The organism is Chryseobacterium sp. MYb328 (assembly GCF_037572595.1).
Lineage (GTDB): Bacteria > Bacteroidota > Bacteroidia > Flavobacteriales > Weeksellaceae > Chryseobacterium > Chryseobacterium pennae.
In genome coordinates this window covers 87569-112208 of record NZ_JBBGZQ010000001.1, presented here as the reverse complement: position 1 = coordinate 112208, position 24640 = coordinate 87569, and the positions used below count along the sequence as shown (strand labels likewise).

26 protein-coding genes and 1 tRNA gene are annotated in these 24640 nt (G+C 35.1%); 13 read left to right on the top strand and 14 right to left on the bottom strand.

What is annotated here, in order from left to right:
* Positions 1 to 13 precede the first annotated feature (13 nt).
* The 3 genes from WH267_RS00560 to WH267_RS00550 form a co-directional block, all read right to left on the bottom strand.
* The gene (locus WH267_RS00560; RefSeq protein WP_340004728.1) at positions 14 to 796 is read right to left on the bottom strand and encodes a site-specific integrase; all 783 of its coding nucleotides are present in this window, start codon (positions 794 to 796) and stop codon (positions 14 to 16) included.
* A 202-nt stretch (positions 797 to 998) separates the two neighbouring features.
* A tRNA-Ser gene (locus WH267_RS00555) sits at positions 999 to 1085 on the bottom strand.
* 46 nt (positions 1086 to 1131) lie between these two features.
* On the bottom strand, positions 1132 to 2160 hold the full coding sequence (locus WH267_RS00550) for an asparaginase (protein ID WP_115972861.1): 1029 nt from the start codon (positions 2158 to 2160) through the stop codon (positions 1132 to 1134).
* A gap of 164 nt (positions 2161 to 2324) precedes the next feature.
* On the opposite strand from WH267_RS00550, the gene WH267_RS00545 reads away from it, so the two are divergent.
* The gene (locus WH267_RS00545) at positions 2325 to 2999 is read left to right on the top strand and encodes a TrmH family RNA methyltransferase (RefSeq protein WP_228438878.1); all 675 of its coding nucleotides are present in this window, start codon (positions 2325 to 2327) and stop codon (positions 2997 to 2999) included.
* A 76-nt stretch (positions 3000 to 3075) separates the two neighbouring features.
* Here WH267_RS00545 and WH267_RS00540 read toward each other — a convergent pair whose 3' ends face one another.
* From WH267_RS00540 to tsaD, 3 genes are read right to left on the bottom strand one after another with little or no spacing between them, the layout of a single operon-like run.
* Positions 3076 to 3771 (bottom strand): RsmE family RNA methyltransferase, encoded by a 696-nt coding sequence (locus WH267_RS00540; protein WP_115972859.1) that lies wholly within the window; start codon positions 3769 to 3771, stop codon positions 3076 to 3078.
* Positions 3768 to 4163 carry a hypothetical protein gene (locus WH267_RS00535; protein ID WP_115972858.1) on the bottom strand — a complete coding sequence of 132 codons (396 nt, stop codon included), beginning with the start codon at positions 4161 to 4163 and terminating at the stop codon, positions 3768 to 3770. The genes WH267_RS00540 and WH267_RS00535 overlap by 4 nt, the downstream gene beginning before the upstream one ends.
* Positions 4160 to 5176 (bottom strand): tRNA (adenosine(37)-N6)-threonylcarbamoyltransferase complex transferase subunit TsaD, encoded by a 1017-nt coding sequence (gene tsaD / locus WH267_RS00530; protein WP_123321381.1) that lies wholly within the window; start codon positions 5174 to 5176, stop codon positions 4160 to 4162. Before tsaD ends, WH267_RS00535 begins: the two co-directional genes overlap by 4 nt.
* A 4-nt stretch (positions 5177 to 5180) precedes the next feature.
* On the opposite strand from tsaD, the gene WH267_RS00525 reads away from it, so the two are divergent.
* The 3 genes from WH267_RS00525 to WH267_RS00515 all read left to right on the top strand — a co-directional run bounded on the left by WH267_RS00525 (position 5181) and on the right by WH267_RS00515 (position 11035).
* Positions 5181 to 9983, top strand: coding sequence for a translocation/assembly module TamB domain-containing protein (locus tag WH267_RS00525; RefSeq protein WP_340004722.1), 4803 nt, complete (start codon positions 5181 to 5183; stop codon positions 9981 to 9983).
* 134 nt (positions 9984 to 10117) lie between these two features.
* Positions 10118 to 10588, top strand: a complete 471-nt coding sequence (locus WH267_RS00520) for an Lrp/AsnC family transcriptional regulator (RefSeq protein WP_065400659.1) — start codon at positions 10118 to 10120, stop codon at positions 10586 to 10588.
* Positions 10589 to 10657: 69 nt separating this feature from the next.
* Positions 10658 to 11035, top strand: coding sequence for a hypothetical protein (locus tag WH267_RS00515; protein WP_115972854.1), 378 nt, complete (start codon positions 10658 to 10660; stop codon positions 11033 to 11035).
* A 52-nt stretch (positions 11036 to 11087) separates the two neighbouring features.
* Here the strand turns inward: WH267_RS00515 and gwsS are convergent, their stop codons facing one another.
* The 5 genes from gwsS to WH267_RS00490 form a co-directional block, all read right to left on the bottom strand.
* Positions 11088 to 12167 (bottom strand): grasp-with-spasm system SPASM domain peptide maturase, encoded by a 1080-nt coding sequence (gene gwsS, locus WH267_RS00510; RefSeq protein ID WP_340004713.1) that lies wholly within the window; start codon positions 12165 to 12167, stop codon positions 11088 to 11090.
* Positions 12168 to 12342: 175 nt separating this feature from the next.
* The gene (gene gwsG / locus WH267_RS00505; protein ID WP_340004711.1) at positions 12343 to 13245 is read right to left on the bottom strand and encodes a grasp-with-spasm system ATP-grasp peptide maturase; all 903 of its coding nucleotides are present in this window, start codon (positions 13243 to 13245) and stop codon (positions 12343 to 12345) included.
* A gap of 12 nt (positions 13246 to 13257) precedes the next feature.
* Entirely contained in the window at positions 13258 to 14166 is a 909-nt protein-coding gene (locus WH267_RS00500) for a hypothetical protein (RefSeq protein WP_340004709.1), read from the bottom strand.
* Between the two features lie 82 nt (positions 14167 to 14248).
* A complete protein-coding gene (locus tag WH267_RS00495) occupies positions 14249 to 14428 on the bottom strand; it encodes a hypothetical protein (RefSeq protein WP_340004707.1) in 180 nt (59 codons plus the stop codon).
* A 623-nt stretch (positions 14429 to 15051) separates the two neighbouring features.
* On the bottom strand, positions 15052 to 16899 hold the full coding sequence (locus WH267_RS00490; protein ID WP_340004704.1) for a helix-turn-helix transcriptional regulator: 1848 nt from the start codon (positions 16897 to 16899) through the stop codon (positions 15052 to 15054).
* A gap of 239 nt (positions 16900 to 17138) precedes the next feature.
* Between WH267_RS00490 and WH267_RS00485 the strand changes: the two genes are divergently transcribed.
* From WH267_RS00485 to WH267_RS00445, 9 genes are all read left to right on the top strand, one after another.
* Positions 17139 to 17459: a DUF4870 domain-containing protein gene (locus WH267_RS00485; RefSeq protein ID WP_123321376.1), complete on the top strand. Its 321-nt coding sequence runs from the start codon at positions 17139 to 17141 to the stop codon at positions 17457 to 17459.
* Positions 17460 to 17479: 20 nt separating this feature from the next.
* On the top strand, positions 17480 to 17953 hold the full coding sequence (locus tag WH267_RS00480; RefSeq protein WP_340004701.1) for a hypothetical protein: 474 nt from the start codon (positions 17480 to 17482) through the stop codon (positions 17951 to 17953).
* Positions 17954 to 17969: 16 nt separating this feature from the next.
* Positions 17970 to 18929, top strand: coding sequence for a DUF3829 domain-containing protein (locus WH267_RS00475; protein ID WP_123321374.1), 960 nt, complete (start codon positions 17970 to 17972; stop codon positions 18927 to 18929).
* A gap of 24 nt (positions 18930 to 18953) precedes the next feature.
* Positions 18954 to 19130, top strand: coding sequence for a hypothetical protein (locus WH267_RS00470; protein WP_185018956.1), 177 nt, complete (start codon positions 18954 to 18956; stop codon positions 19128 to 19130).
* A 111-nt stretch (positions 19131 to 19241) separates the two neighbouring features.
* On the top strand, positions 19242 to 19775 hold the full coding sequence (locus WH267_RS00465; RefSeq protein WP_340004698.1) for a DUF4303 domain-containing protein: 534 nt from the start codon (positions 19242 to 19244) through the stop codon (positions 19773 to 19775).
* 37 nt (positions 19776 to 19812) lie between these two features.
* Positions 19813 to 20352 carry a DMP19 family protein gene (locus WH267_RS00460; protein WP_340004696.1) on the top strand — a complete coding sequence of 180 codons (540 nt, stop codon included), beginning with the start codon at positions 19813 to 19815 and terminating at the stop codon, positions 20350 to 20352.
* 22 nt (positions 20353 to 20374) lie between these two features.
* Positions 20375 to 20923 carry a hypothetical protein gene (locus WH267_RS00455; RefSeq protein ID WP_148060823.1) on the top strand — a complete coding sequence of 183 codons (549 nt, stop codon included), beginning with the start codon at positions 20375 to 20377 and terminating at the stop codon, positions 20921 to 20923.
* A 41-nt stretch (positions 20924 to 20964) separates the two neighbouring features.
* Entirely contained in the window at positions 20965 to 21444 is a 480-nt protein-coding gene (locus WH267_RS00450; protein ID WP_123321370.1) for a hypothetical protein, read from the top strand.
* Positions 21422 to 21937 carry a hypothetical protein gene (locus tag WH267_RS00445; RefSeq protein ID WP_228438876.1) on the top strand — a complete coding sequence of 172 codons (516 nt, stop codon included), beginning with the start codon at positions 21422 to 21424 and terminating at the stop codon, positions 21935 to 21937. Before WH267_RS00450 ends, WH267_RS00445 begins: the two co-directional genes overlap by 23 nt.
* A 199-nt stretch (positions 21938 to 22136) precedes the next feature.
* Here WH267_RS00445 and WH267_RS00440 read toward each other — a convergent pair whose 3' ends face one another.
* From WH267_RS00440 to WH267_RS00430, 3 genes are all read right to left on the bottom strand, one after another.
* Positions 22137 to 23084: a transketolase family protein gene (locus WH267_RS00440; protein ID WP_115972839.1), complete on the bottom strand. Its 948-nt coding sequence runs from the start codon at positions 23082 to 23084 to the stop codon at positions 22137 to 22139.
* A gap of 41 nt (positions 23085 to 23125) precedes the next feature.
* Positions 23126 to 23980, bottom strand: coding sequence for a transketolase (locus tag WH267_RS00435; RefSeq protein WP_259081184.1), 855 nt, complete (start codon positions 23978 to 23980; stop codon positions 23126 to 23128).
* Between the two features lie 107 nt (positions 23981 to 24087).
* The gene (locus WH267_RS00430; protein ID WP_340004690.1) at positions 24088 to 24606 is read right to left on the bottom strand and encodes a hypothetical protein; all 519 of its coding nucleotides are present in this window, start codon (positions 24604 to 24606) and stop codon (positions 24088 to 24090) included.
* Positions 24607 to 24640 lie beyond the last annotated feature (34 nt).

The window sequence follows — 24640 nt, the reverse complement described above, 5'->3', positions numbered from 1 at the left end:
AGGAAACATCTTACTAATACAGTCCTGTATAACAACAGAAAATAAACATATCTGCTACTTGTTGTAGTCTGTCAGAAGCAAACTTGTGATTCTCAATTATGCTCAGTTCTTCCATAGTTAAGTAGATAATCTCCTTCTTAGGTTCTTTTGTTCTATATAAAAGAAAGGGGTCTTTTACTAAATAATCCATTGCTACTGCTACTCTTATGACCTTTCTGAATCTTCCTATACTTCTGTATGTAGTTGTAGGCTTAAACTTCTTTTCAACTTTCAGGTAGTACTCAAAGTCTGCAATAAAGCTGAATTGTATCTCTTTTAGCTTCATATCATTTCTCTTGAATTTAAACCAAAGAAAGTCCTTAATATGGTTGTGGGTATTATGATACCTTTCCCAACTATTAATAGAACCTTCAATGCCTATCAAGCTTTTCATCTTGTTATTATGGTAGTTGAATATATCCATTAATGTGTTATCCTCATTCTGAGTTTCACCTTTGTATTGCTTATAGATTTTCCCAGTATCAAAATCAGATTTTTGAAGCTGTAGAAACAAAAAAGCCTGATTAATTTCATTCTTAATCAGACTTAGTTGAGAGTTGATGAACTTATTATGTTCATTAGGTGGATGTGCTTTCTGTTTGGTATTCTGCCAATGTGATGGATTAATAAATAGTCCTGTAGCAAATTGTTTTCTTTCACTATTATAGGTTAATCTACAGAACAAGGGAGATGCACCATCTTTTCTCATTCTGTTGTTGGCAATGAGAAATAATATATTTAATTTTGTAATACTCATAATTGGTTAATTTTCAAATATTTAGTTTGATACCTCAAAGGTTGTAGTGATACCTATTTTGATACCTGTAAATGAGGTTGCACTTGATTAATGAGAACATAAGAAAAATTGTATTTAAGGATACAGAAGAGTATAACTACTTAAAAGTAATAGAGTTATAAAACAAAAAAGTCCTAAACAATTAAGTTTAAGACTTACAATGCAGAGAGGAAGGGATTCGAACCCTCGATACAGTTACCCGCATACTACCTTTCCAGGGTAGCTCCTTCAACCACTCGGACACCTCTCTATTTGAGATTGCAAAAATAGGATATTTTCTTTAAATACCAAATTTTTTACTGCATTTTTTCAGCCGTAATTTCTCCACAAAGGCTTTGGGTAAAGTTATCCGCGAAGCTTCCGGAGTAATTAGGATTGTCTATCAGGTGCATAGCTTTTGTGATGGCCGTTTCTGCAGTCATATCTCTTCCACTGATCGCTCCGATCCTTGAAAAGATATTACTGTTCTCATACTTGCCAAACGAAATTCCACCAGAGATGCATTGACTTACTACTACGATCTCTGTACCGTTATTTCTGATCTCCTGAAGAGTTTCCTGAGTCTTTTCACTGCTGAAAATGGTTCCCGAACCGAAAACCTGTAGGATCAGGACCTTCATTTTAGGAATTTCTCTGAAGTGACTCAGATGCATTCCCGGAAAAATTCTCCAGAACAGAACATCCTCAGAGATATATTCGTCAACATGAAATTCAATCTCAGGATCACAACGGAAAAGATTGTCTTTGAGAATATTTAAATGAACTCCGGATTGCCCAAGGATAGGGTAGTTCGGACTTGCATATGCATCAAAATATTCGGCAGAATACTTCAGTGTTCTGTTTCCTCTCAGAAGTTTATATTCGAAATAGATGGCAACCTCCTGAATGACTGCTTCATCATTTTCATACAGACTTGCATAATACAGACTTGTCAGAAGGTTTTCCTTGGCATCGGTTCTCAGATCACCAATTGGAAGTTGTGAACCAGTCATGATTACAGGCTTTCTTAACCCTTTTAGCATGAAACTTAGAGCAGAAGCGGTATAAGACATCGTATCCGTCCCATGAAGGATCAGGAAACCGTCATAGTCATTATAGTTCTTCAGGATATAATTGGCGATTACTCTCCATTCTTCAGGTCCCATATCTGAAGAATCCAGTGGTTTGGCAAAAGGATGTACGAAAACTTCACATTCCATAAGCTTCATTTCAGGCATCTTTTCGAAGATATTACCAAAATCAAAGGCACGCAGACTGCCGGTTTCATAATCTTTTTCCATACCGATGGTTCCTCCGGTATAGATGAGCAGGACTTTTCGTTTCATGTATTATTTTTAATTAAGAATGATCCCGATTAAGGATCATAGCCCAAAATTACGTTAATTTGCAAAGATTTGAAAATGAATAAAGGCTTATGATTAAATTTTATAAGAATAAGATTGTAATTATAGGCTTTATATAGAGCTATTGAAAAAATAACTAAATGCAGATGAAAGATTTAGCACAGACTTATGAATATTTAAAACAGTTTTTAACAGAAGAAAGATTATCAAAGATTGAACATTTTTCCCAGGAAAGTTCTGATTTTGTACTTCCGGTGGTGGAAGATATCTATCAGTTCCGGAATGCAGCAGCCATTGTACGCTCTGTAGAGGCCTGTGGTTTTCATAAAGTAGTGGCTTTGCAGGAAGAATATAGCTTTGAACCCAATCTTCGGGTTACCAAAGGAGCAGATACCTGGGTTGAGGTTGAAAAAATGCCACGTAATATGGAATCTTTTCAGGAAATTAAAGACCGAGGCTACAAAATTGTAGTGGTTTCACTGGAAAATAATGCTAAAATGTTACCCGAATATGAAATTACGGAACCTATGGCATTGGTATTCGGGACAGAAATGGAAGGAGTTTCTCAGGAGATTCTGGATTTTGCAGATGAAACACTGGCGATTCCGATGTATGGCTTTACAAGAAGCTTTAATGTTTCCGTGGCAGCTTCAATCTGTATGTATGAATTGAAACAGAAGCTGATAAAATCTGGTATTGATTATAAACTAGATGAAGAAAAACTGTTAAGAATGAAAATCCTTTGGACAGTAAACTCTATAAGAAGCGGGCAGCAGATTTTTGAAAAGTATCTGAACGAAAATAACATTGATTGGAAATAATCAGTTAAAATATAAATATAAAAAGGAGGTCGCTGAACCTCCTTTATTTTTTATAGATAGATTAAAAATCCATTACCTATATCATATTGTAATAATTCCACGCTGCTACAAATACGCCTGCCGTTTCAGTTCTTAACCTTTGATTTCCTAATGAAACCGCTTTAATTTTCTGTTCGGCCAAAAATGCAATTTCCTTTTCAGAGAAATCACCTTCAGGACCAATTAAAAAAGTAATCTCTTCCATTGTAGGAATACTTTTGAGTTCCATTCTTTCAAGATTTTCATGACAGTGGGCTACAAAAGTATTTTCAGAATTAATATCCTTCAAAAAATCAGTTAGCTTTACCGGATCATTGATCACCGGAAAATGAAATCTCAGACTTTGTTTAGAGGCAGCTACAGCCTGTTTTCTGATCTTATCAATATTAATATTTTTACGTTCCGTTTTTTCTGTAATAATAATGCTGATTTCTGAAATACCCATTTCTACAGCTTTTTCCACAAAAAATTCGATACGGTCAATATTTTTAGTAGGAGCAATGGCAATATGAAGTTTCGGATTGAAATCCTTTAGGTTCTCTTTAATTTCAGATACATCAATAGCAGCTTTCTTTCCTTCTATAACGAGTTTTCCCGAAGCTAACGCTCCATTTCCGTCCGTTACATAAATTTCCTCTCCCTGCTTCATACGAAGAACTTTTACAATATGCTGCTGTTCCTCGTCGTTGATGATTACTTTTTTGCCTTCTATTTCTCCGTAAAATAATTTCATATATCCTGAGTTAAGAATGCAACTCCTGTTTTTATAGTCGTATAAATATCTGTATCACATTCACGGTAAGTACACATGAATATTTCTTCTATCCACTTATTATTAATAAAAATCAGATTTAAATATTCCTGCTTTCTTAAGTTATTTTTTATAGATAAATAATCACCTTCTTTTGGTGTATAGGGAAAGCTGAAAACTTCTTCTGAATTTATTGTTTCAAGAATCTCCTCTTTTACATCCTGAATATATCCTTTTTCAGAGCTTGCCGGAAAATAATCCATAGCGTCTTCCGGATTTTCAATTTTTCCTGTAATGGTTTCTAATACCCAATAATATTTTGAGTTCTTTTTAGAATGCGTTCCCAGTACTTTTTCTTCTAAAAGTATTTTCATAAGTCATATTTTGCGGTCGCAGTAGTTTTCAAATCTGTAAATTCACCTCTTTCGAACTTCAGCTGTGCTACCATAGCAATCATGGCTGCATTATCGGTAGTGTATTCAAATTTTGGAATGTAGATATTCCAGTCTAATTTTTCTTTATTGTCTTCCATTGCCTTTCTTAGTGCAGAATTGGCAGAAACCCCACCCGCAATAGCTACTTCTTTCACCTCAAGATCTTTGGCTGCTTTTTCAAGTTTGTTCATCAGGATTTCAATAATACATTTTTGTACGGAAGCACAAAGATCGTTGAGGTTTTCCTTAATGAACTCAGGATTTTTTCTGACTTCTTTCTGAATGAAATATAAAACGGAAGTTTTTATACCACTGAAAGAATAATCATAATTTTCCAGTTTGGGTTTGTTGAATGTAAAAGCATTGGGATTTCCTTCTTTGGCAAGTCTGTCGATAATAGGACCGGCAGGATAATCCAGATCAAAGATCTTTCCGATTTTGTCAAAGGCTTCTCCGGCGGCATCATCAATGGTTTTTCCGATAATCTCCATGTCAAAATAGTCTTTTACCAGTACGATCATGGTGTGACCTCCACTTACGGTAAGACATAGAAATGGAAAAGTAGGCGGCACAGGATTTGCATCCTCGATGAAATGGGCCAGAATGTGAGCTTGAAGGTGATTAACTTCAATTAACGGAACATTAAGACTCATAGCCAGAGACTTAGCAAATGATGTTCCTACAAGAAGTGATCCCAAAAGTCCGGGGCCGCGTGTAAATCCTATAGCAGAGATTGCATTTTGTTGTATATTTGCTTTCGTAAAAGATTTTTCAACAACGGGAATAATGTTTTGTTGATGGGCTCGCGAAGCCAATTCAGGAACCACACCTCCATATTCTTGATGGATGGTCTGATTCGCAGCAATGTTTGAAAGAATAGAATTCCCCTTGATGATAGCTGCTGAGGTGTCGTCGCAAGACGATTCAATACCTAAAATTATAGAGTCGCTCATAATAATGGCAAAGTTAGAGAATAATAACGAGAATGAGAATAAAAAATCAGTAACTGAAAACCTAGGGGATCAGGTACAGAAGACTGTTGAAAATGTGGAGGAAAAGGTACGGGAGACTGTAAAAGAAGCATCTGAACTGGCTTCAGACGCTATCAATCATCCTGTAGAAACAGCAGAGGAGTTTGGAAAACAGGCTATGAAAGATGTCACCAGCTACACCTGGTGGGCAAAGCTTTTGCTTATTCTTTTTTGGCTGGGTATCGTTCTTGTTGCAGGAGTTCTTATTACAGTCAATCTTCCGGTAACTAAACAGTGGGCTGCAGATCAGGCTTTAAAATTGGTAAACAATGATTTCAAGTCTGAATTTTCTACTGAAAGTGTAGAGGTGAACTATTTCGGAGATGTTACCATAAAAGGATTAAAAGTAAAAGATTATAAAGGACTCGAGTTTATCAAAGCCCGCGAGTTTTATGCTGATTCAGACTGGATCTCTCTTGCGGTGAATGCTATTTCAGGAAACAGTAATTCTTTAAGCTTTAATTCCCTGAAGCTTGTGAATGCAGATGTAAAAGTGATTACCTATAAAGGAGACAGTATTTCTAATTTTATCAGATTTGTTGACCTTTTTGATGATGGTAAAAAAAGAAATCCAAACAAACCGCCTTTTCAGCTGAATTCCAGAATTCAGATCCTGGATTCCAAAGTTTCTATTGTTAATGAAAATTCTTCCGGAGATCACGGAAAATGGCTTACCGCAACGAACTTTAATTTAAAAGCACCCAATGTTAAGGTGAACGGACCTAATATTTCGGCGCTTATTAATAATATGTCTTTTGTAACTACCAGATGGGGGAAATCCCATACGGTAGACACTTTTTCAACAGAACTGTCTTTAACCAAGCAGTTTTTGTCCTTAAAAGACCTTACTTTAAATACAGATCATACTTTACTTCAGGGAGATATTAAATTTAATCTTCATGATGGTTCATGGGCAGATTTTGAAGATAAGGTTCGCTGGGATATGAATATTGCACAGGGAAGTCAGATGAGCGGATATGATATCAGCTATTTTGTTACAAACTGGGATAATATCAAGCCCTTCAACCTTTCAGGAAAAATGACTGGTCCTTTAAATAAATTTCATTTAGAGAACTTTCTGATCCGGAATCCTGATGTGAATATTGCCACCAAAACGATGAAGGTTGATAATCTGCTGAAAGGACACTTTTCCATTGAAACAAAAGACCTTTCTACAGACTTTACTTATAAAGATCTGAAGGCTATGATGCCTACTTTTATCTCCAGCAAGATGAAGAATTTTGCAGATGATTTCGGAAAACTGAAATATAACGGAACGGCAAAAGTAAATCCTGATCAGATTTATGTTGACAACGGAAACTTAATGACGGGAATAGGACAGGCAAAAATTTCCAAACTTTCTTTAACAGGATACAGCACAGCTATGCCTAAATATTCAGGACATCTGGATGTAAAAGACCTTAATACCTCCGTTATTACTAAAAATAAATCCGTTGGGCTGATTTCCGGTAATTTTGATCTTAATGGGCAAAGCTTTGATGTGAATACCATGCGTCTTACCACCACATCTAAGATTTCCAGCATTGAAATAATGGATAAGGTGATCAATAATCTTTATCTGGATGGCTTATTGGATCATAAAAAATACAACGGGCTGATTACGGTAAATGATGAGCAGGCAAAAGCAACCATTAAAGGGTTGATAGATTTCAGTACATCAAAAATTATGATGGATGTAAATGCTGATGTTACCCAGTTGAATATGAATTATTTTACCAATAAACCCGGAAGCCAGATTGTAAGCGGCCTGGTAGAAGGTAAAATGTCTATGTCATCCATTAATGATCTTACACTTGACGTTAATGCCAATAATCTTCACTTTGCAACTGCTACTCAGAAATACAGTATCCCAGCTGCAAAATTAAAAACTTTTGTTGAAGCAGGAGGACGTGTAATAGATGTAGATGCTCCTGGAGCTGCTACCGGAAAAATCTCGGGTAAATATAATCTTGCAGATCTTGTAGGAATGGTAGAAAACGGAGTGGGAAGAATTCTTGTGGGGCCACCACCAAGAAAATTATACAGAGATCAGAATTTTGCAATGAAATTTGATGTTCAACAGGGACTGGTTAATTATTTTTTACCTGATCTGAAGCTTCCTCACGGAGCTTTGGTAGAAGGAGAGTATGATGGAAATTCAAATAACCTGATCCTGAACCTTGATGCCACTGCGCTGAAATATATTATGACCAAAGAAGAGGAAATTACCGATGCTGATAAAGCTTTGGCAGCTTCCAATCCTAACTACCAGATCAATGGCAGAAAGAGTCTCAGCAGAGACAGTGCTATGGTAGACAGTGTTAAAGTAAGGATCAATACTGCGAATCTTGCTCAGCAGGTGTATGCAAGGATCAATAGGTTGGAGTATAATAAAAATATTATTAAAGATTTCGAACTTAAAGGGAATAACGAAAACGGAAATACCCTTCATCTGGCTACCCTATTTAAGCATGGAAGCCCGGATGATGAAATTAATGAAAAGCTTAAAGAATATGCCATTAATGTAGATCAGTCTACAGATGCAGCCGGTGATTATGTTTTCAGGTTTGAACCTACTGAAGTTAAATTCAATGAAGTTTCCTGGGCTATTGATACCAGTCCGGAACTGAATCATTCCATTACCTACAGAAAACAGACAGGCGATTTTGATATCAGAAATCTGAGGATCTATTCAGATAAGAGTGCTTTGTTTATAAAAGAAGCCCAATTTAAATCTGCTAAAGACTTCTATGTAGATGCTGATATCAACGATTTTGCAATAGAGAAACTCCTGGAAATGCAGTCGGGTGGAAATGGAATGGATATAAAAGGTCTGGCTAACGGAACTGTAAAGATCAAAATGGATAAGAACACTTTGCAGCCTCTTGTAGACGTTACGGTGGATGATATCAAAATGAATGGTAACGACATGGGTGATATCTCAATTTCTGCTACCAACGGATTCTCACTCAACGTTTATGATATTGATGTAAAAGTTCATTCTGCAGGTGTATTGGGGAATAACAGTTTAAATCTTACGGGTACTGTTAATAATAATACAGCTTCTCCTGATATTGATCTTACTGCTGAAATGCGTGATTTTGACCTTTCATTTACCCAACAGTTTGTTCATACTATTTTTGGAAACCTCAGAGGGAAAGCAACCGGTGATCTTAAGATTAACGGAAAGCTTAATAACCTTGATTACAATGGTGATATTGCTTTGAAAGATTTTGGATTAAAACTTCTGTTTACAGGGGTAGACTATTCATTTGATGATACCGTAATCCAATTAACCAAAGGGCTTGCAATTCTCAATAATATTGAAGTTCATGACGGGAGATCCAATTCCAAAGGAAATATTTCTGGAGCGATTCAGTTTGAAACCCTGTCTTCAATGGGGGTATCTCTTGTAATGAGGGCTGATAACCTGTTGATGCTGAATAGCTCTCAAAAAGATTTTGACCTTTTCTGGGGAAGGGTTTACGGACAGGGAGATCTTTATGTGGATGGACCGGTATCAGGACTGAGTATTACGACACCTAATATGAAGGCTCTTAACGGAAGTACTTTTACCTTTAATTCAGGTTCCACTTCAAATGTTGAAGAATTCAAAATGCTGAGATTCCTGAAAGAAGGAAAAGATGGGTTGATAACCTTGGAAGATAAGAAAAAGACTGGTGCCAACATGAATATTGATTTCAATCTGGCTGTGGATAAAGGGACCACTGTAAATGTTCTTATTGGAGATGATGTAGGAAGTATTACTGTAAAAGGAGTTGCAGAACCTTTGAAGTTCCAGATGAACAGACAGGGAAATATTGCGATGAACGGTACTTATAAGGTAGATAACGGAACATTTATTTCAAAAGCGATTCTTAATAAAACTTTTCAGATTCAGAAAAACAGCAGCATCAGATGGGATGGTGACGCTATGAAACCAGGACTGGATATCACGGCTAACTATGTAAGAATGGTTTCCAATGTAGGGGAATATCTGAGCTTAGGGAAACTGCAGCCTATCAGTGTTTTGCTTCAGGCTAATATTACCGAATCATTGATAGATCCTAAAGTAGAGCTGAATGTTACAGCAATGGATGTCTCCAGCCAGGTAAGAGAAACTTTAGCGGCAAAAATGAGCCAGGAAGGGGAAAAAGTACTTCAGTTTGGTTCCGTTCTTCTATTGAGTACCTTTAATGTATCCAATAGTGGTGGAGTAGAAGTGAATATGGGTAACGTTGCAGAATCACAAGGATATAATATGCTTCTGAAACAGCTGGGATCGGTTCTTAATACAATGAGTAATGAATTCCAGATTGACCTGAATTATGTGAAAGGTGATCAGAACTCAAATATCGGAGACAGGGCCAATGCAGGGGTAAGTGTTGCCCTTTCGCCAAGGATGAATATAAAGACAGGACTGGGAATTCCGTTGTCAAAAACAGATGCAAGTACAACCGGAGCACAGAATAATTATCTTTCAGGAGAAGGATCTATAGAATATGATTTGTCTAAAAAGAATGACGGTACTTTGGTGGTAAGAGGGTATTCTAAGCCAACAAACATCGGAATGATCAGTACGAACGGAGCTGCAAATCAAGCCTATGGAGTAGGGGTTATGTGGAGTAAAAGCTTCAATTCTTTGTTTAAAAAGAAGAAAAAAGACAAAAAAGTGACTGAACAGAAAACTGAAATAAAAACAGATTCTATAAAATCAAATGCTAAATAATCGGAATATTTTAATGATTTTTATCATCCGTGTTAATTATTGTTAATGTTTGATATATTTTTTTTAGTTAAATTATTTTTCGTAAATTTGCAAAAAATACATAGATTTTTTAAAGAAATTGTAATTTAACTAATATGAACTATCAACTGGACGAAATAGACAAGAAGATTCTTGATTTCTTAGTAGAAAACACAAGAATGCCTTTTACCGAAATTGCTAAGCAGATGGATGTTTCTGCTGGGACAATTCACGTAAGAGTGAAAAAGATGGAAGATGCAGGTATTATTTTGGGATCATCTCTAAACATCGATTATGGTAAGCTGGACTATCACTTTACAGCTTTCATCGGGATCCTTTTGACAAAATCAAACCGTACTCAGGAAGTATTGAAAGAATTGTCAACTATTCCTAACGTAATTGAAGCTAGCGTTATTTCTGGAAAATATAATATTTTCTGTAAAGTAAGAGCTAAAAACACGGATGATGCTAAGAGAATTATCTATCAGATTGACGACATTCAGGACGTAATGAGAACTGAAAGTATGATCTCTATGGAAGAATTCTTGAGTGACAAAAATAGACTGATCAACGCGATCTCTATTTAATTCAAATTTTAAACGAATAACTATAAAAGAACTTATGAAATCTCTCATAAGTTCTTTATTTTTGTACCTATGGAAGAATACAGCTATTTTGACGAAGATCCGAAGAAAGGATGGGGATTTGTACTGGCATTTGCAGCCTTGATGTTGTTTACAGTAATGGGATTGGGAATTGATGTTGATGAGTACCTTCAGCATGAATATCTTGATATCCCAAGATGGTACTTTTATATTATCTTTTCAATTGATGCATTGATGATGATAGGATTGGTCCTGATGTTCTTCTACAGAAAAGTCGGAATTATTATGTTCCCGGCACTTTTGGTCATGCATTTTTTTATGCACAACTATTACCTGTCTACATTTTTGTATACGGATGTGACAAACCTTTTCCTTTTTACAGGTTTTGGTATGCTGGCCATTATTCCGAAATGGAAGTTTTTTAAATAAGAGTTTTTTCTTATTTCTACATAAAAAATAGCTTTTAAACATGGTTTAAAAGCTATTTTGTTTTCCGGATGCCATAATATTGAATGGTTTTCTGTTTCAACGGATTTTTACTCCAGTCTTTCCATTCGTTGGTATAAGGATTATAACCACATTTTAACGGCTTCGAAATATCCCTGTTTTCCTGTGTATAATGAGACCGTTCTGTATAAGCCCTGCAATCTGTGCAGATATACCTGAATTCGCAGTCTTTGCAGCCTTCTATGCCGTCTTTGGTTATATCCCAGTATCTTTTGAAACCAGGTTGAAGTAAAGCATCCTCAAGGCTTATATTCTGAATGTTTCCAAAGCTTTCAGCCATTAAAGGACAGTTTTTAATGTTTCCTTCCTGATCTATCCCCATTTTTTTATACAGGCAGGAATTATGATTAATGGCTTCCAGAACCTTGGGAAGGTTGGTATTGAAGTATTTCATATCCACTTTTCCGCAGGATGATATTTTTAGAGTTTCCTTTACAAAGTTCAGACTGAACCTGAATTCATCTTTTATTTTAAAAGGCTTCTGCGTACACAGATAGAAAATAAGATTGTAAATCCTTTCTGTGCTATGGTTCAGTTTCTGTATGAATAACCGATCTATTGCTGAGTGAAAAGGAGAAATGATTTCTATTCCCTTAAGGGCAGATGAGCTAAATGTACGGTCTATGTTAATAATCTCCTCTAATGTTAATGATCTTGAACTATAAATTACCATATGCCTGATCTCAAGATTTTCTACAGAGTCTTTAAGCCTGTTTAAAAGCCTAATATCTGCCATCTCGATAAAAAGGTTATTAATACTATTAGGCTCGCTATATTGGTGAGACAAGGCCGGAAAATTACCATCCCGGTCATTCTCTGTAATAAAACCGTATTCATTGTTTAAAAGGATTTCTACATATTCCTGAACAATATCTTGAGATTCATCATTATATGTTTCCAGAATTTCTTCAATGGAATTCTTTTTCAACTGTTCAATAAGGTCATAAAATTCCAGAGGATATAATTCTGAAGCATTTCTCTGGAGATCTGAAATCAGTATCCTGTTGGCTCCTTTTGTAATCAGAATATTACTAAATAAGGTAAAATATTTCATAGCAGTCTGGAGAGTGGTTTACAAGGTTTTTCTCTGAGATAATAATCAGTTTGGTATTTTTTACATATTGAATAATAAAATGAATTGCTATCTAGCTTAGCAGAATTCCTAATTTTGAAGATATCCATATACTGGAAGGTGAGTGGCAGTTTATTTTTTTCTTTGTATAAATTTCTCATAAATATTCAGCTATTTTTCTTTCCAATTGATAGTTACAGGTATTTGATAATCCCAGGAACTGTCCTATGGGATTTATTTCCAGAAAATAAAATTTGTTTTCTTTTTTGATAAAGTCTATTGAACCACAATTGAGATCTAAGGATTGCATCAACAGATGGATCTTTTCTTCAATGTGTTTTGGAAGCTGATAGGGAACATTTCTATTAGGTTTCTTATTATTATACTTTCGGAAATCTATTTTTGTTTGTTGGTCATTTTGTGAGAAAATTGCCATGGACCAGCACTTTGTATTCAAATAAAAAGTTCTGATTTCAAAATCTTTTTCAATTTTTTCCTGAAAAAAAGTAATGAAAAAATCATTTTTTTCCTCTTTTTCAACAATTGAGGTATACATAAAACCACCGTAGTCCTTTTTGATTTCCTCCAACATAACATTTCCCCCTATAGTTTTTACGATCGTTTTATTAATCTCTACTTCTTCGGTATTTTCAGCGAGAAAATATTCAGGAACATCAAAACCTAAGTCTTTGGCCCTTTCAAGCACAATAAGCTTGTTAATATGGCAGGTGCTTTCTTTGTTGATATGTTTTTTTGATTCAAGAGTCATTCTGACGTAATCTTCAAGCCAGTGCTGTGTTTCGTACATATCAAGGTTAATTGAAGGATTACTATATTTTAAACGGTTAAAATTTAATTTACCTCTTCTATACCATACACTGTTAATTTCATCAAGAAAAAAACGATTGGCAAGGCTTTGTAAGAATATCCTCTTTTTATGTGTTCTGATTTCAAATACCTCATCTTCATGAATACGGATAAATTTTTTCTTCATGATCATCAGATATCTGATAACTTCATTTGTAGTAGCTTCATTATTTTGCGAAATGATCAGTATCATAGGTGCTTTATTCTATTTTGAAACCTTCCGGTTATTGAGCTTTTGAAAGTCTTTTGTAATGTTAGCAGATTGTTTAAGGCTTGGAAAACCTATTGCTTTACGGTTACGGTTTATCCTTGCAGAATCTGATGCATTAAAATCGGGTGTAGAATAATGTACGAATATACCGTATTGAGTTTCCAGATGATTAATATATTGATGTTTGTCAACCATTTCCATGTAATCTCTAGGAGTACATTCAACGGACTTTACATATTCTAATAGCATTGTTTTAAAGTATTCATAATGTTCATAACCTGCCATATGGTTGAATAGTAATCCCATTGGCATAAAAACGCCGTTATTCCCATACAGACCAATTTTCTGAATTGAGGGAAATCTATTTTTTTTTAAAGTCCAAACTAATAGATCTGCATTCTTCCTATCGTTAATACTAACGATTGTGCCAATACGATGATTATATTGATCTCTGTTAAATGCAATACTGAAAGAATCTACTAATTCTTTATTAAGGCTTTTTTTCCATTGTATCACTTCCTGTTCTATCTGAATGCTATCAATTCCATACTTTTTATAAAGTTTGAAAAAATCCGGATCTGCTTTTTTATATTTCCAATAGGGAGCAACCTGTGTTATAAGACTGTAAAGACTTTTTTTTCCACCAAAGTTCTTATTGAATTTATCAGAAAGCTTAATATAAGTTTCATATTCCTTAAGCCTTTCATTTTGTTGAAACAAAGGATATTTCCTAAATAATTTTTTATACTGTTTAATGGTTGATAGTGTATCTTTATTTACTCTAAAGCTGCTATCAATGGCATATAATTTATGGTAATAGTCTATATAATTTACTTTTCTAGTCTGGCAGGAAAAGAATAGTAAGACAACAATGAGTATAAAAATATTTTTTATATAATTCATTCTCTTATATTTTGACCGGTTTATGTTGATTGCCTGTTAGTTTGTCAAGAATATAGAGGGAGAGTCTCCCTCCATATATTAATTAATCTATTTCTAACGTAGCAACGAGCTCCCCGTCATTATATAATTTGGTATCACCAGTATTGCCAGGATTTCCGTTTGCTCCTGTTTCTGAAGTGGTTCTAGTATTTGTTCCGCCACCAAATATAACCTTTGAGTTCTTCAGTTTTCTGTTTTCTAAAGAAGAGAAATTTCTCTTCATTCCAACTAATTTTTTCATTTTAAGAGTTTTTGTTTGTTAAGTAAAATAGTCTGCCATATGATCCCTGGCATTGGGTGATTCATTCTGATGTTTAAATATGTACTGTACATATACAATCCAAATACAGAATGTTTTATCAACGTCGATGGTTCAAAACTAAAAATAATTACATCACTTAATGGTGATTAAATTTGTGTTTATTTTGTAATATTTTATTACAGAAACCCATAAAATGTACAGTTATTGAAGTAATTGTACATGATTTATTACATTCAATTTGAGTGTGATTTAACAAGGTGATGGAAAATAAAAAAAGGATAAAGTTTTGTTGTGAGAAAAGAAAATGGAATCAGGATAATGAAGCTGAAAAGCATGAATTATTTTCTATTGTACATAAATTACATATTAGATACAAGTTGTATCTAATTTTTTTAACCAGATAGATATTAAATGGTAGCTTAAGGAGTATTTTTGAAAAAATGATGTCTTTATGGGGCAAAAAATAACCGCATGGAGACATAAAATAATGGAAACATGTTTTGAATGTGTGAACTGCTAATTTTTTGTATATAAACAGTGTCAAATAATACGTCTATTTTCCGCTAAAAAATATACCGATGGTTTTAAGCTGAAAATACGCCTTGAAAGAAAGTATTCAAAGCCATATTTTCATCCAGTCCAAATTTCTTTTTTAAACGGTATTTAGTCATTCTTACACTCTTAGGTTCCACGTTTAGGAGATTGGCAATTTGTTTTGTATCCATTCCAAGGTAGATATAAGCGCAGTATTTCAAATCCAATGGTGTTAACTTCTGTTTAGCCTTTTCATTGATGTTTTTGAAGAAGTCAGGATGTAATTCCTGGATGGTAAACCTGATCTTTTCAAAATCATTATCTACCCGGTTTTGTTCTTTCACTACCTGGTTGATATTGATATCTGTATCTGAAAGCTTGGTCTGAAGCTGGTGAAGCACCTCATTTTTATGCTGAATATGCAACTGACTGGCCAGAACTTCACTTTGAAGTTTTTGTTGTTGTAAGGTAAGAAGTTCCTGCTCAGCTTTTAGTCTGGCTTGTTCCTCTTCCTGAAGTTTTACCCGCATTTCAGCTTCGTATTTTTCAGTATTCAGCTTTTTTTCCCTTACAATAGAGTAGCGTAATTTATAATGATAAGAACGGAACATAAAAAATGTTCCTATAAGCCCTATTATTACAAGTCCTATATACAGGAACTTCTCTTTCTTAAGGCTTGCTGTTTTTTCTGTAAGAGCTTTCAGTTCGGTCTCTTTTTTCTGGGACTGAAACTGGGCTTCCAGTCTTTTTGCGGTCTCTGCCTGTCCTTCGTTATACAGCAGATTACTGTATTCTGTTACTTTAGCCTGGTATTCATAAGCCTTTTGATAATTTTTCTGTTTTACATACAGCTTAGAAAGGTCAGTAACTATATTAATCATGACGTGATAGTATACAGGTTGCTGTGTGAGTAAGATCTGCTCAGATTTTAAAAGATACTGTTCTGATAATGCATCATCCTGATCACGTGCTGCAAGATTGCTCAGAATTCCTAATGCTCCGGCCTGGATACCTTGGTTTAAAGTCGTATGTTGAGTGAGTTTGAGGATTTCAGCTGTATCATCCTGAATTTCCTTACGGGTTTCCGGCGTAATGACGGGATAGCTCAGATAATAATTGGCAAGATTTAATAATGCAAGAGCATGAGCATGAGCTGAAACCTGTCCCGGAAATTCATGATAAAGAGCAACAGCTTTTTTACACATATCTGTTACACGTTTTAAATCCTTTAGATCGCCGGTTTTTTCATAGGGAAAATAATAGCAGACTGCCATAGCAGAATAGGCTGAACTCAACATGTTCTTATTCCCTGAATTTTGGGCTAGTTCTACTGCTTTTCGAGCATATAGGGTTGCATTTTTTGCATCATTCCACTCAGAGTGAATACCATATAGGAGATAATTGAGTTTAGCATTCAAAAGAATCTCTGAAGGCTGCTTTTCAACTTCCGGAAGAATTTTCTGAATAAGTTTAATGGTATTTTCAGACTCTCCCAAGGTATTATTATAATAAATATTCAGATAAGCAGCATAGAGAGAGGCCGTTTTATCATTTGATTTTTGGGCAGTTGCATGAGCAGCATCAATGAGATTTGGAACCTTATCATATTCAGATTGATTAAGTTTAATGATTCCATTCTGAACCAGAGCTTTTACTTCTTCAGTATAATTACGCTCACTTTTGGCCAGTTTTAATTGTTCCTGAATGTATTTTTCAGCAGTAGAATACTGATCACTGACTCTGTAATATTCTGTAAGTTCATTGTAGATTTTAAATTTTTCCTCAGCAGAAGTATTGCTCTTCAACTGGTTCTTAAGTCCATCAATGTATGTATTTTGAGCCGGGCAAAAAATACAGATAAAGAATATGAAAAATAAAAAAGTGAACTTCCGTTTCATGAGGTGAAAGTACAAAAATTGCAAAGACTGATCACTGATTAAAAGTAAAAAAAAGAAATTGTAGTCTTTGTTTAAATTACTGTTAAATAGTTTGTTATGGTGTTTTGTAGACGCTTTGTAGGCACTCCTTCTTTGAGTTGAAGTTGTTTTGTAGTAATACAAAAAATTGGAGATATGCTTTCCTGTCGCAATTTTGAGGCAGTAAAAAATCAAAAAAATATTAATTAAAAAACTTTATTATGGACAACAAGACATTATCTATCGTATCATACATCACCATTATAGGATGGCTGATCTCTTTTGTATTAGGAAAAGAAAAACCAGACAGCTTTTTAAAATATCATCTTAAGCAGTCTTTAGGAGCAGCTATTCTTTCTCTTATTCTGCCAGTAATTCTTGGTATTTTAATTTCGGTTACTCATCTCGGTATTTTGGGAGTAATAGGATTATTACCATTAGTACTGATGATTATTGGAGCCATTAATGCAGCCAATGAAGTTGAAAAACCTTTGCCGTTAATCGGAAAAATGGTTGAAGATAAATTTTCGTTTATCGGATAGAATCTGAAAAACTTACATCAATGGAAGGGTTCAAGCATCTAAAAAGGGAAGGAGCAGGCTATCAGGTGAAGCAGTACATATCATTACAACATCTGATAGTAGTGATCTGGGTATTGATTTCTATCATTGTGATTGTGAATACCAGCTATCTCAAGACAGGAATCGGAATGCTGGTATTTTCACTTTTACTAACCATTATTTCCTTTATTCCTCCTAAAATTTATTTTGATCCTGCTTCACAGGTTCTAACAGTTATCAATACAGGGTTGGTACGTAGGAAATTTACTTATGATCTTAATGATTTTGAAGGATTTGAACTGCAGACCATCGGTTTGAGTATGATTCCTTTAGGTTGTTATCTATATGGTAATTTCAAAAATATATCCCATTTTAAGCGTCCGGTCATATCTCAATCCTTTAGTAAGAGAACCATGCAGGAAGTAGTAAATGAGCTGGAAGACCTTAATAAAAAATACAACAGAACACTTATTTAATTTTTAATATCAGATTATGAAGAAATCATTGCTCATTGCAGGAATACTCAGTCTCGGGCTTTCGATGACCTCCTGTGATAAACTAGAGAAAATTAAAGAAAAGCTTTCACAAAATGGGAGTAATAATAATCAGACAAACCCTTTTAGTGTCAATTCAGGAGATGAAAACAGGGATATCGTTGCTTTTAATAATAAGGTTGTGAAAATGGATGAAGCCCAGACGGATTTCATCAAAAATTTTCAGGAGTCATTGATGCAGATGGATGAATATGTAAAGAGTGTAACGGCTAATCCTCAACATATCGGGATGTCCCCCATATTTACGCCTACTATTATGATGTGGGTCAACCAGGACATTAAGGCACCGGATGCATTGGGTAAAGATTATCAGGTACTTGTTGATAAGATGAAGGAAACAGCCTCTGAGCTGGAAGTGCTGAAGAAAGAGCTGGAAACTTATAAAACAGCCGAAGACTGGAAAGATGACAAAGGAAAGAAAATCACTGAGATCACTGAAAAATCCCAAAAACTTATTCAGGAAAACCGTAAGGCAGCCAATGATTTGTTTTCCAAACTTTCTCCCAAGGCAGATAAGGCAGAAATAGAGGTTCTTAAAGGGCATCCGTTGAAAGATCACATCATTCAGTCTAAAGAAGTGATGGAACTTGCCCAAAAGATCGTTGATGATTCTTATGATATTAAAGATCTGAACACTTACAAACAGAAATTTACCCAAGAGTATCAGCAGATGGAAAAATTGTATAAACGGAATATTGATGAAAAAATCCCATCATCTGAAAAACACAAAGAAGGAAGTTATATGGCTTTTAATAATTCGGTAAATGATTTCCTGGGTAAAATGAGAATTGTTCAAAGAAGCCTGAACGAAAATAGTGCTGAACTGAACAAAGATCTTGATGACCTTGAAAGCGAAGCAAATACTGTACTTAGCCGTTATAACAATTTTGTAGACTAATTGATAACAATTAATATTTGGATTATGAAAAAAACACTAGGAATTATTATGATTATCATAGGTTTCTGTTTGACTGTTGTTGTGAAAATAGGACCTTCTAAAGAAACATCCTGGCTGTTCAGATATGGAGAACTTCCTCTATTAATCATTGCAGCGGCCATTATAATTCCGGGATTTATCCTGTACAACAAAAACAGATAATCTTCAATAATAAAAAAAGACTAGCCATAATCATGAAACTGGCTGTACTTTTAAAAAATACAAAGCAGGATAAGGGTAATTTTACCGCCCATTTTAAAGAAGATACGAAGCATGGATTTTGAGACGTTGAAGCAACAGATAGAAAAAGCAGCAAAAAAGGCTTTTTTGGAAATGTATGAAAAGCATGGCGCTGAAAACATTTACAGTTTTGCGTTGTATAGTGATGAAGGAGCAATGACAGTCTGCCCTTCTTCCAATACAGTGGAGACCCTTAAAGAGATTGATGAAGATGATGCCGTATATTATAAATACGAACCTGCGGAATGGACGTACGAAATGGAAGGTGCAGATCAGGATTTTAATGAAATTTGTACCCATCTGAGAACAGAGCTTGATCAACATGAAGAAGATGACGAATGGTTTCAGCAATTTCAGGCTAAGCTTTATACTAGTTGTATTGAAGTATTGGAAAAACTTAAAAATGAGAACTTTTTTAAAAATACTATAGGGAAAGATATTTTCCTGATTTTTACGGTGTCAGATTATGAATTTGAGAAGCAGGATCTGAAAGATATCATTATCAGACTGAACGATAATGAGTATAAAAGTGAATATCTGGAGTGGATGGAAACCTGGGGCAATTAGAAGAATGAAGAATAAAAAAACACATTAATTATATTATATGAAGCAAGATAAAATAATTGTCTCAGACACATCTTATAACAGTAACGATCCTTATGATCTGATCCTATCCAATATTTCTGTGGTGAATCTCCTGAACGAAGAAGGATTTGAGCCAGAAAATAGGCATGAAGATTCTATCATCAGTTATTATCTTGATTACTATCTCGCCCAATATTCCAACGGGAATTTTTCCCAGTTTGTATGGAATTCAGGATGGTCACCGGAACTCAATCGGGATATTGAAGAAGGGTTGAAAAAAACTGGCGCGCAAAAGAACCTTATCCTTTTTCTTGAACAGTGTACAAAAGTAGAAAACCTGGAAGAAGGAGAACTTGAAAAATATCTGAAAAGCGAATATTTCGGACCTAATAAGACCAGGGATAAGCTAAAAAATAGTTCATTTTATAGCTTGGAAGAAGATTTAATAGTATTACATTCGCAATGGTTGAGAAATCATCCTGATCTACAGGTTTTGCCTGTTGAAGAAATGTTTTCAGCGTTAGAAAAACTTGTTGGGAGAAAAATTGAAAGATCATAATCATTACAACAAAATCAGTCTTATGGAAGATCTTAAAAAGCTCAATATTGAATTTAAAAATTATCTGGAAGCAATCAGTGATAAGCTTACAGAAGATTTGAGTCATCTGCTGAACGGAGACCATATCAGTTATGTTGGGAACAACGGAAGATCTGATATCAGAGCATTCTATTTCGAGTACGAATATGAATATCTGAATATTGTATTCTGGGGCGTAGACGGCAACAATAAAATCGCGACCAATACAATTTCTTTGCCCACTGAAAAGAATGGCAATGCTGAAGAAAATAGTGATTGGGATGCGCTGATCCCGGAAAAAATATGGATGGCAGCTTCAGATTTTCAGGATCATTATGAAGGGGAGGATTTTGATGATATACTGGATGAATATGATGACGAAAAATATAAACTGTTTGAACAATGGTTTTTTGACTGCTGGAAGAAAGCTTCGGAACAGACCAAAGTAAAAATGGATGCCTATTTTTCTATTCATGATACCTATTTCAGAACAGATTTAAATACTCTGAAGACCATTAATGAAGATGAGATTGCCCTACGCTATGAAAATTGATTCAAACCCAATACTAAACAAAATATAAACCCAAATCTATTATGAACTCTTATAAATTTTACAAACAGGAAGGAAACCAATACATTTTTAAAAATCAACCGGTTTTCGTATCTGTTTTATGTCTTTTCTTTTTAATAATAGCAGGATGGATCTTTAAAGATGTAAGAATCCTCAGCCTTATTCTTATTGCATTGGTAGTACTTATCGCTATTAATTTCTTTACCAAGAAGTTTATTATTGATATGGACCGAAAAACCATTACCGGGAAGCATACCATTTTTGTTCCGGCAAAAACTTATGATTTAAAGGATTTTACCAATTTCCATGTATTGGCTACAAAGTATATGGGTTTTATTACCACGAATGTAATATTGTCTATTTATTTTGAAGTAGAAGGGAAAGAAAAACATCTGACCATTGGGCAGGCTTTGTCGCAAAAAGGAATCCAAAAGATGGTGAATGAAACAGAAGACATCATGAAAATTAATGATTCAGGAAATGAACATAACAGACCGTTATAAATTTGAAGAGAATGGCAGTGAAATAAGCCTTATGCCCAATTACAGCTTCCTGCGCACTTTAATCTGGTGGCTGGCCTTTGGAATGATTGCCCTTTTGGTCATTATCTATTATTTTATGGATAAAATGTCTGCAGATCAGTTCAAAATTGCATTGATAATATGGGGGATTTATATGATCTATTTCCTGTTTGATCTGTTTTTCAGGATTCCTGTGAAGTATATTTTTGATAAATCTGAGAAATGTATTTACAAAAAATGGATCCTTTCTAAAAAAATTATGACTTTTGATGAAATGACCTATTTTATCAATGATGAAACAGGTGGATATTACTATTCCATAGGAAAGAAACGCAATCAGTTTGTGAAAAACTACAGGATCAGCAATTACTTTTCAGGATCAAAAGCTTCAGACAGAAGACAGGAAGAGTATATAACAGAAATATTATGCCCAATTCTTCTAGCAGTGGGAATTCCTTTGAATCAACCGGAATAATAAAAAACAAACGATAAGTAGGGTAGAAACTACAACCATGATAACTCTATGTATAACTATTCCCCTCCTGTGGAGGGGTGTCAAAAATTTAAAGAATTTTTGACGGGGTGGTTAACTCCAACATTGAATCACTCATTCAATAAAAGACTGCGGGCTGTTTCGAAGAAACAGCCCGCAGTTATTATGATAAAGCTAATGATTAGTTAGCTAAAATTCTCTTTACAGCTTCTTTCACTGCAGCAGCATCAATCTTATACTTTTTCATCAGTTCAGCAGGTGTTGCAGATTCTCCGAATGTATCGTTTACTGCTACAAATTCCTGTCTTGTAGGTCTTTTTCTTGCAAGCATTCCCGCAACAGACTCCCCTAAACCACCAAGGTAGTTGTGTTCTTCAGCCGTTACAATCTTCCCTGTTTTTTCAACAGATTTTAAGATGATCTCTTCATCAAGAGGCTTAATCGTGTGGATGTTGATTACCTCACAAGAAATGCCTTCTTTCTCAAGTTCATCAGCAGCTACAAGAGATTCCCATACAAGGTGCCCTGTTGCAACAATCGTTACATCAGTACCTTCCTGAAGCATGATTCCTTTTCCAATTTCGAAAGGCATATCTTCAGGGATGAATACAGGAACAGTGGGTCTACCGAATCTTAAATATACAGGACCTTCAAAATCAGCAATCGCAAGAGTAGCCGCTTTTGTCTGGTTGTAGTCACAAGGGTTGATTACCGTCATTCCAGGAAGCATTTTCATCATCCCGATATCTTCCAATACCTGGTGAGTTGCTCCATCTTCTCCTAGCGTAAGACCTGCGTGAGATGCACAGATTTTTACATTTTTTCCAGAGTAAGCAATAGACTGACGAATTTGGTCATATACTCTTGAAGTAGAGAAGTTTGCAAAAGTTCCTGTGAAAGGAATTTTCCCTGTGATACTAAGACCTGCAGCAATACCCATCATGTTTGCTTCTGCAATACCCACCTGGATAAATCTTTCAGGAGCTTTCTCAATGAATTTCTCCATTTTCAAAGATCCGATAAGGTCTGCACAAAGTGCTACTACATTAGGATTTTTATCAGCAAGCTCAGCTAATCCGGCTCCGAATCCTGAACGTGTGTCCTTTTTTTCTGTATATGTATATTTCATTTTTATTTTTATTAATCGAGAGTTTAACTGATGGTTAGAGATTAGTAGTCAGCAGGAGCTTCTAAATACAATTGTTTGAATGCAGTTTCCAATTGCTCATCATTAGGAGCTTTACCATGCCAAGCATGAGATCCCATCATAAAGTCTACTCCGGCACCCATCTCTGTGTGAAGCATGATGGCTACAGGCTTTCCTTTTCCTGTTTCAGCTTTTGCTCTTTCAAGAATACCGATTACAGCTTCAAGATCGTTACCGTTCTTTTCTTCTAAAACAATCCATCCGAAAGCTTCAAGTTTAGCATGAAGATTTCCAAGGCTTAATACATCATCTGTATCACCATCAATCTGACGTCCGTTATAGTCAATAGTAGAAATAATGTTATCTACTTTTTTAGCAGCAGCAAACATCAGTGCTTCCCAGACTTGACCTTCCTGAAGTTCACCATCTCCGTGAAGAGTGTAAACAAGAGACTGGTCTCCGTCCATTTTTTTACCTAAAGCAGCTCCCAATGCTACAGAAAGACCTTGTCCTAAAGAACCGGAAGCAATTCTGATCCCTGGAAGACCTTCATGAGTAGTAGGGTGTCCCTGTAATCTTGAATCAAGCTTTCTGAAAGTCTTCAATTCTTCTACCGGGAAGAAGTTGAATCTTGCCAAAGTAGAGTAGTACACAGGAGAAATATGCCCGTTTGATAGATAAAAATGATCTTCATTCTTGCCTTCCATTGTAAAAGGAAGATGATAGTTCATCACCTTTCCATAAAGTGCTGTAAAGTACTCTGTACAGCCTAAGCTTCCTCCCGGGTGTCCTGAATTTACAGCGTGAACCATTCTTAAAATGTCTCTTCTGATCTGCGTAGTAAGAGATTTTAACTCTTCAATACTTTTACTCATTATATCTGATTTATTTGCACGCGAATTTACAATTTTTTACCGGCTTACGGAAATGCAAAAATCCGGATATAAAAATCCGGATTTTGATTGATTTGAATATTTTCCTGCTTTTAACAGCCTTCGTTGATGTAAACAGTAATTTCTGTAACGATATTATTAATAAATTTAAATGTTAACTGAGTTCCTGCATCATAGTCCTCAATATTAAAGTATCCTGCATCTTTAACACGTTTACCATTGTCATCAACCTCCGGGCGAACACTAAATATAGGATAATTTCTATAAGCATTAATCAATTCATCTCTGGTACTTCCAACACCCATTCCGCTTTTGGTTTTGAATTTTTTACTGGTAGTGGTCATTCCTGCAATGGTAACAGCATCAGGCTTTGCTGCTCCACCATACCCCTGAAAAACTTCAATACTAATAGCCTCTCCATTGTATTTTACAAAACTCTTTTGCTGTCCGTCAGAAATTTTGATTGTAGTCCCTGCAATTTTTTCTGCTTCACTTTTTTCCATGAAGATCTTGTAAGGCCCAATCCTTAAAGTAGACACCTCAAAATTTTCCTGAGCTGCTACAGAACCGAATGTTAATATAAAGACGAAAAGTGAAATAATTTTTTTCATAGTTTTAATACTGTTTTTTTATTTTAATTCTTGC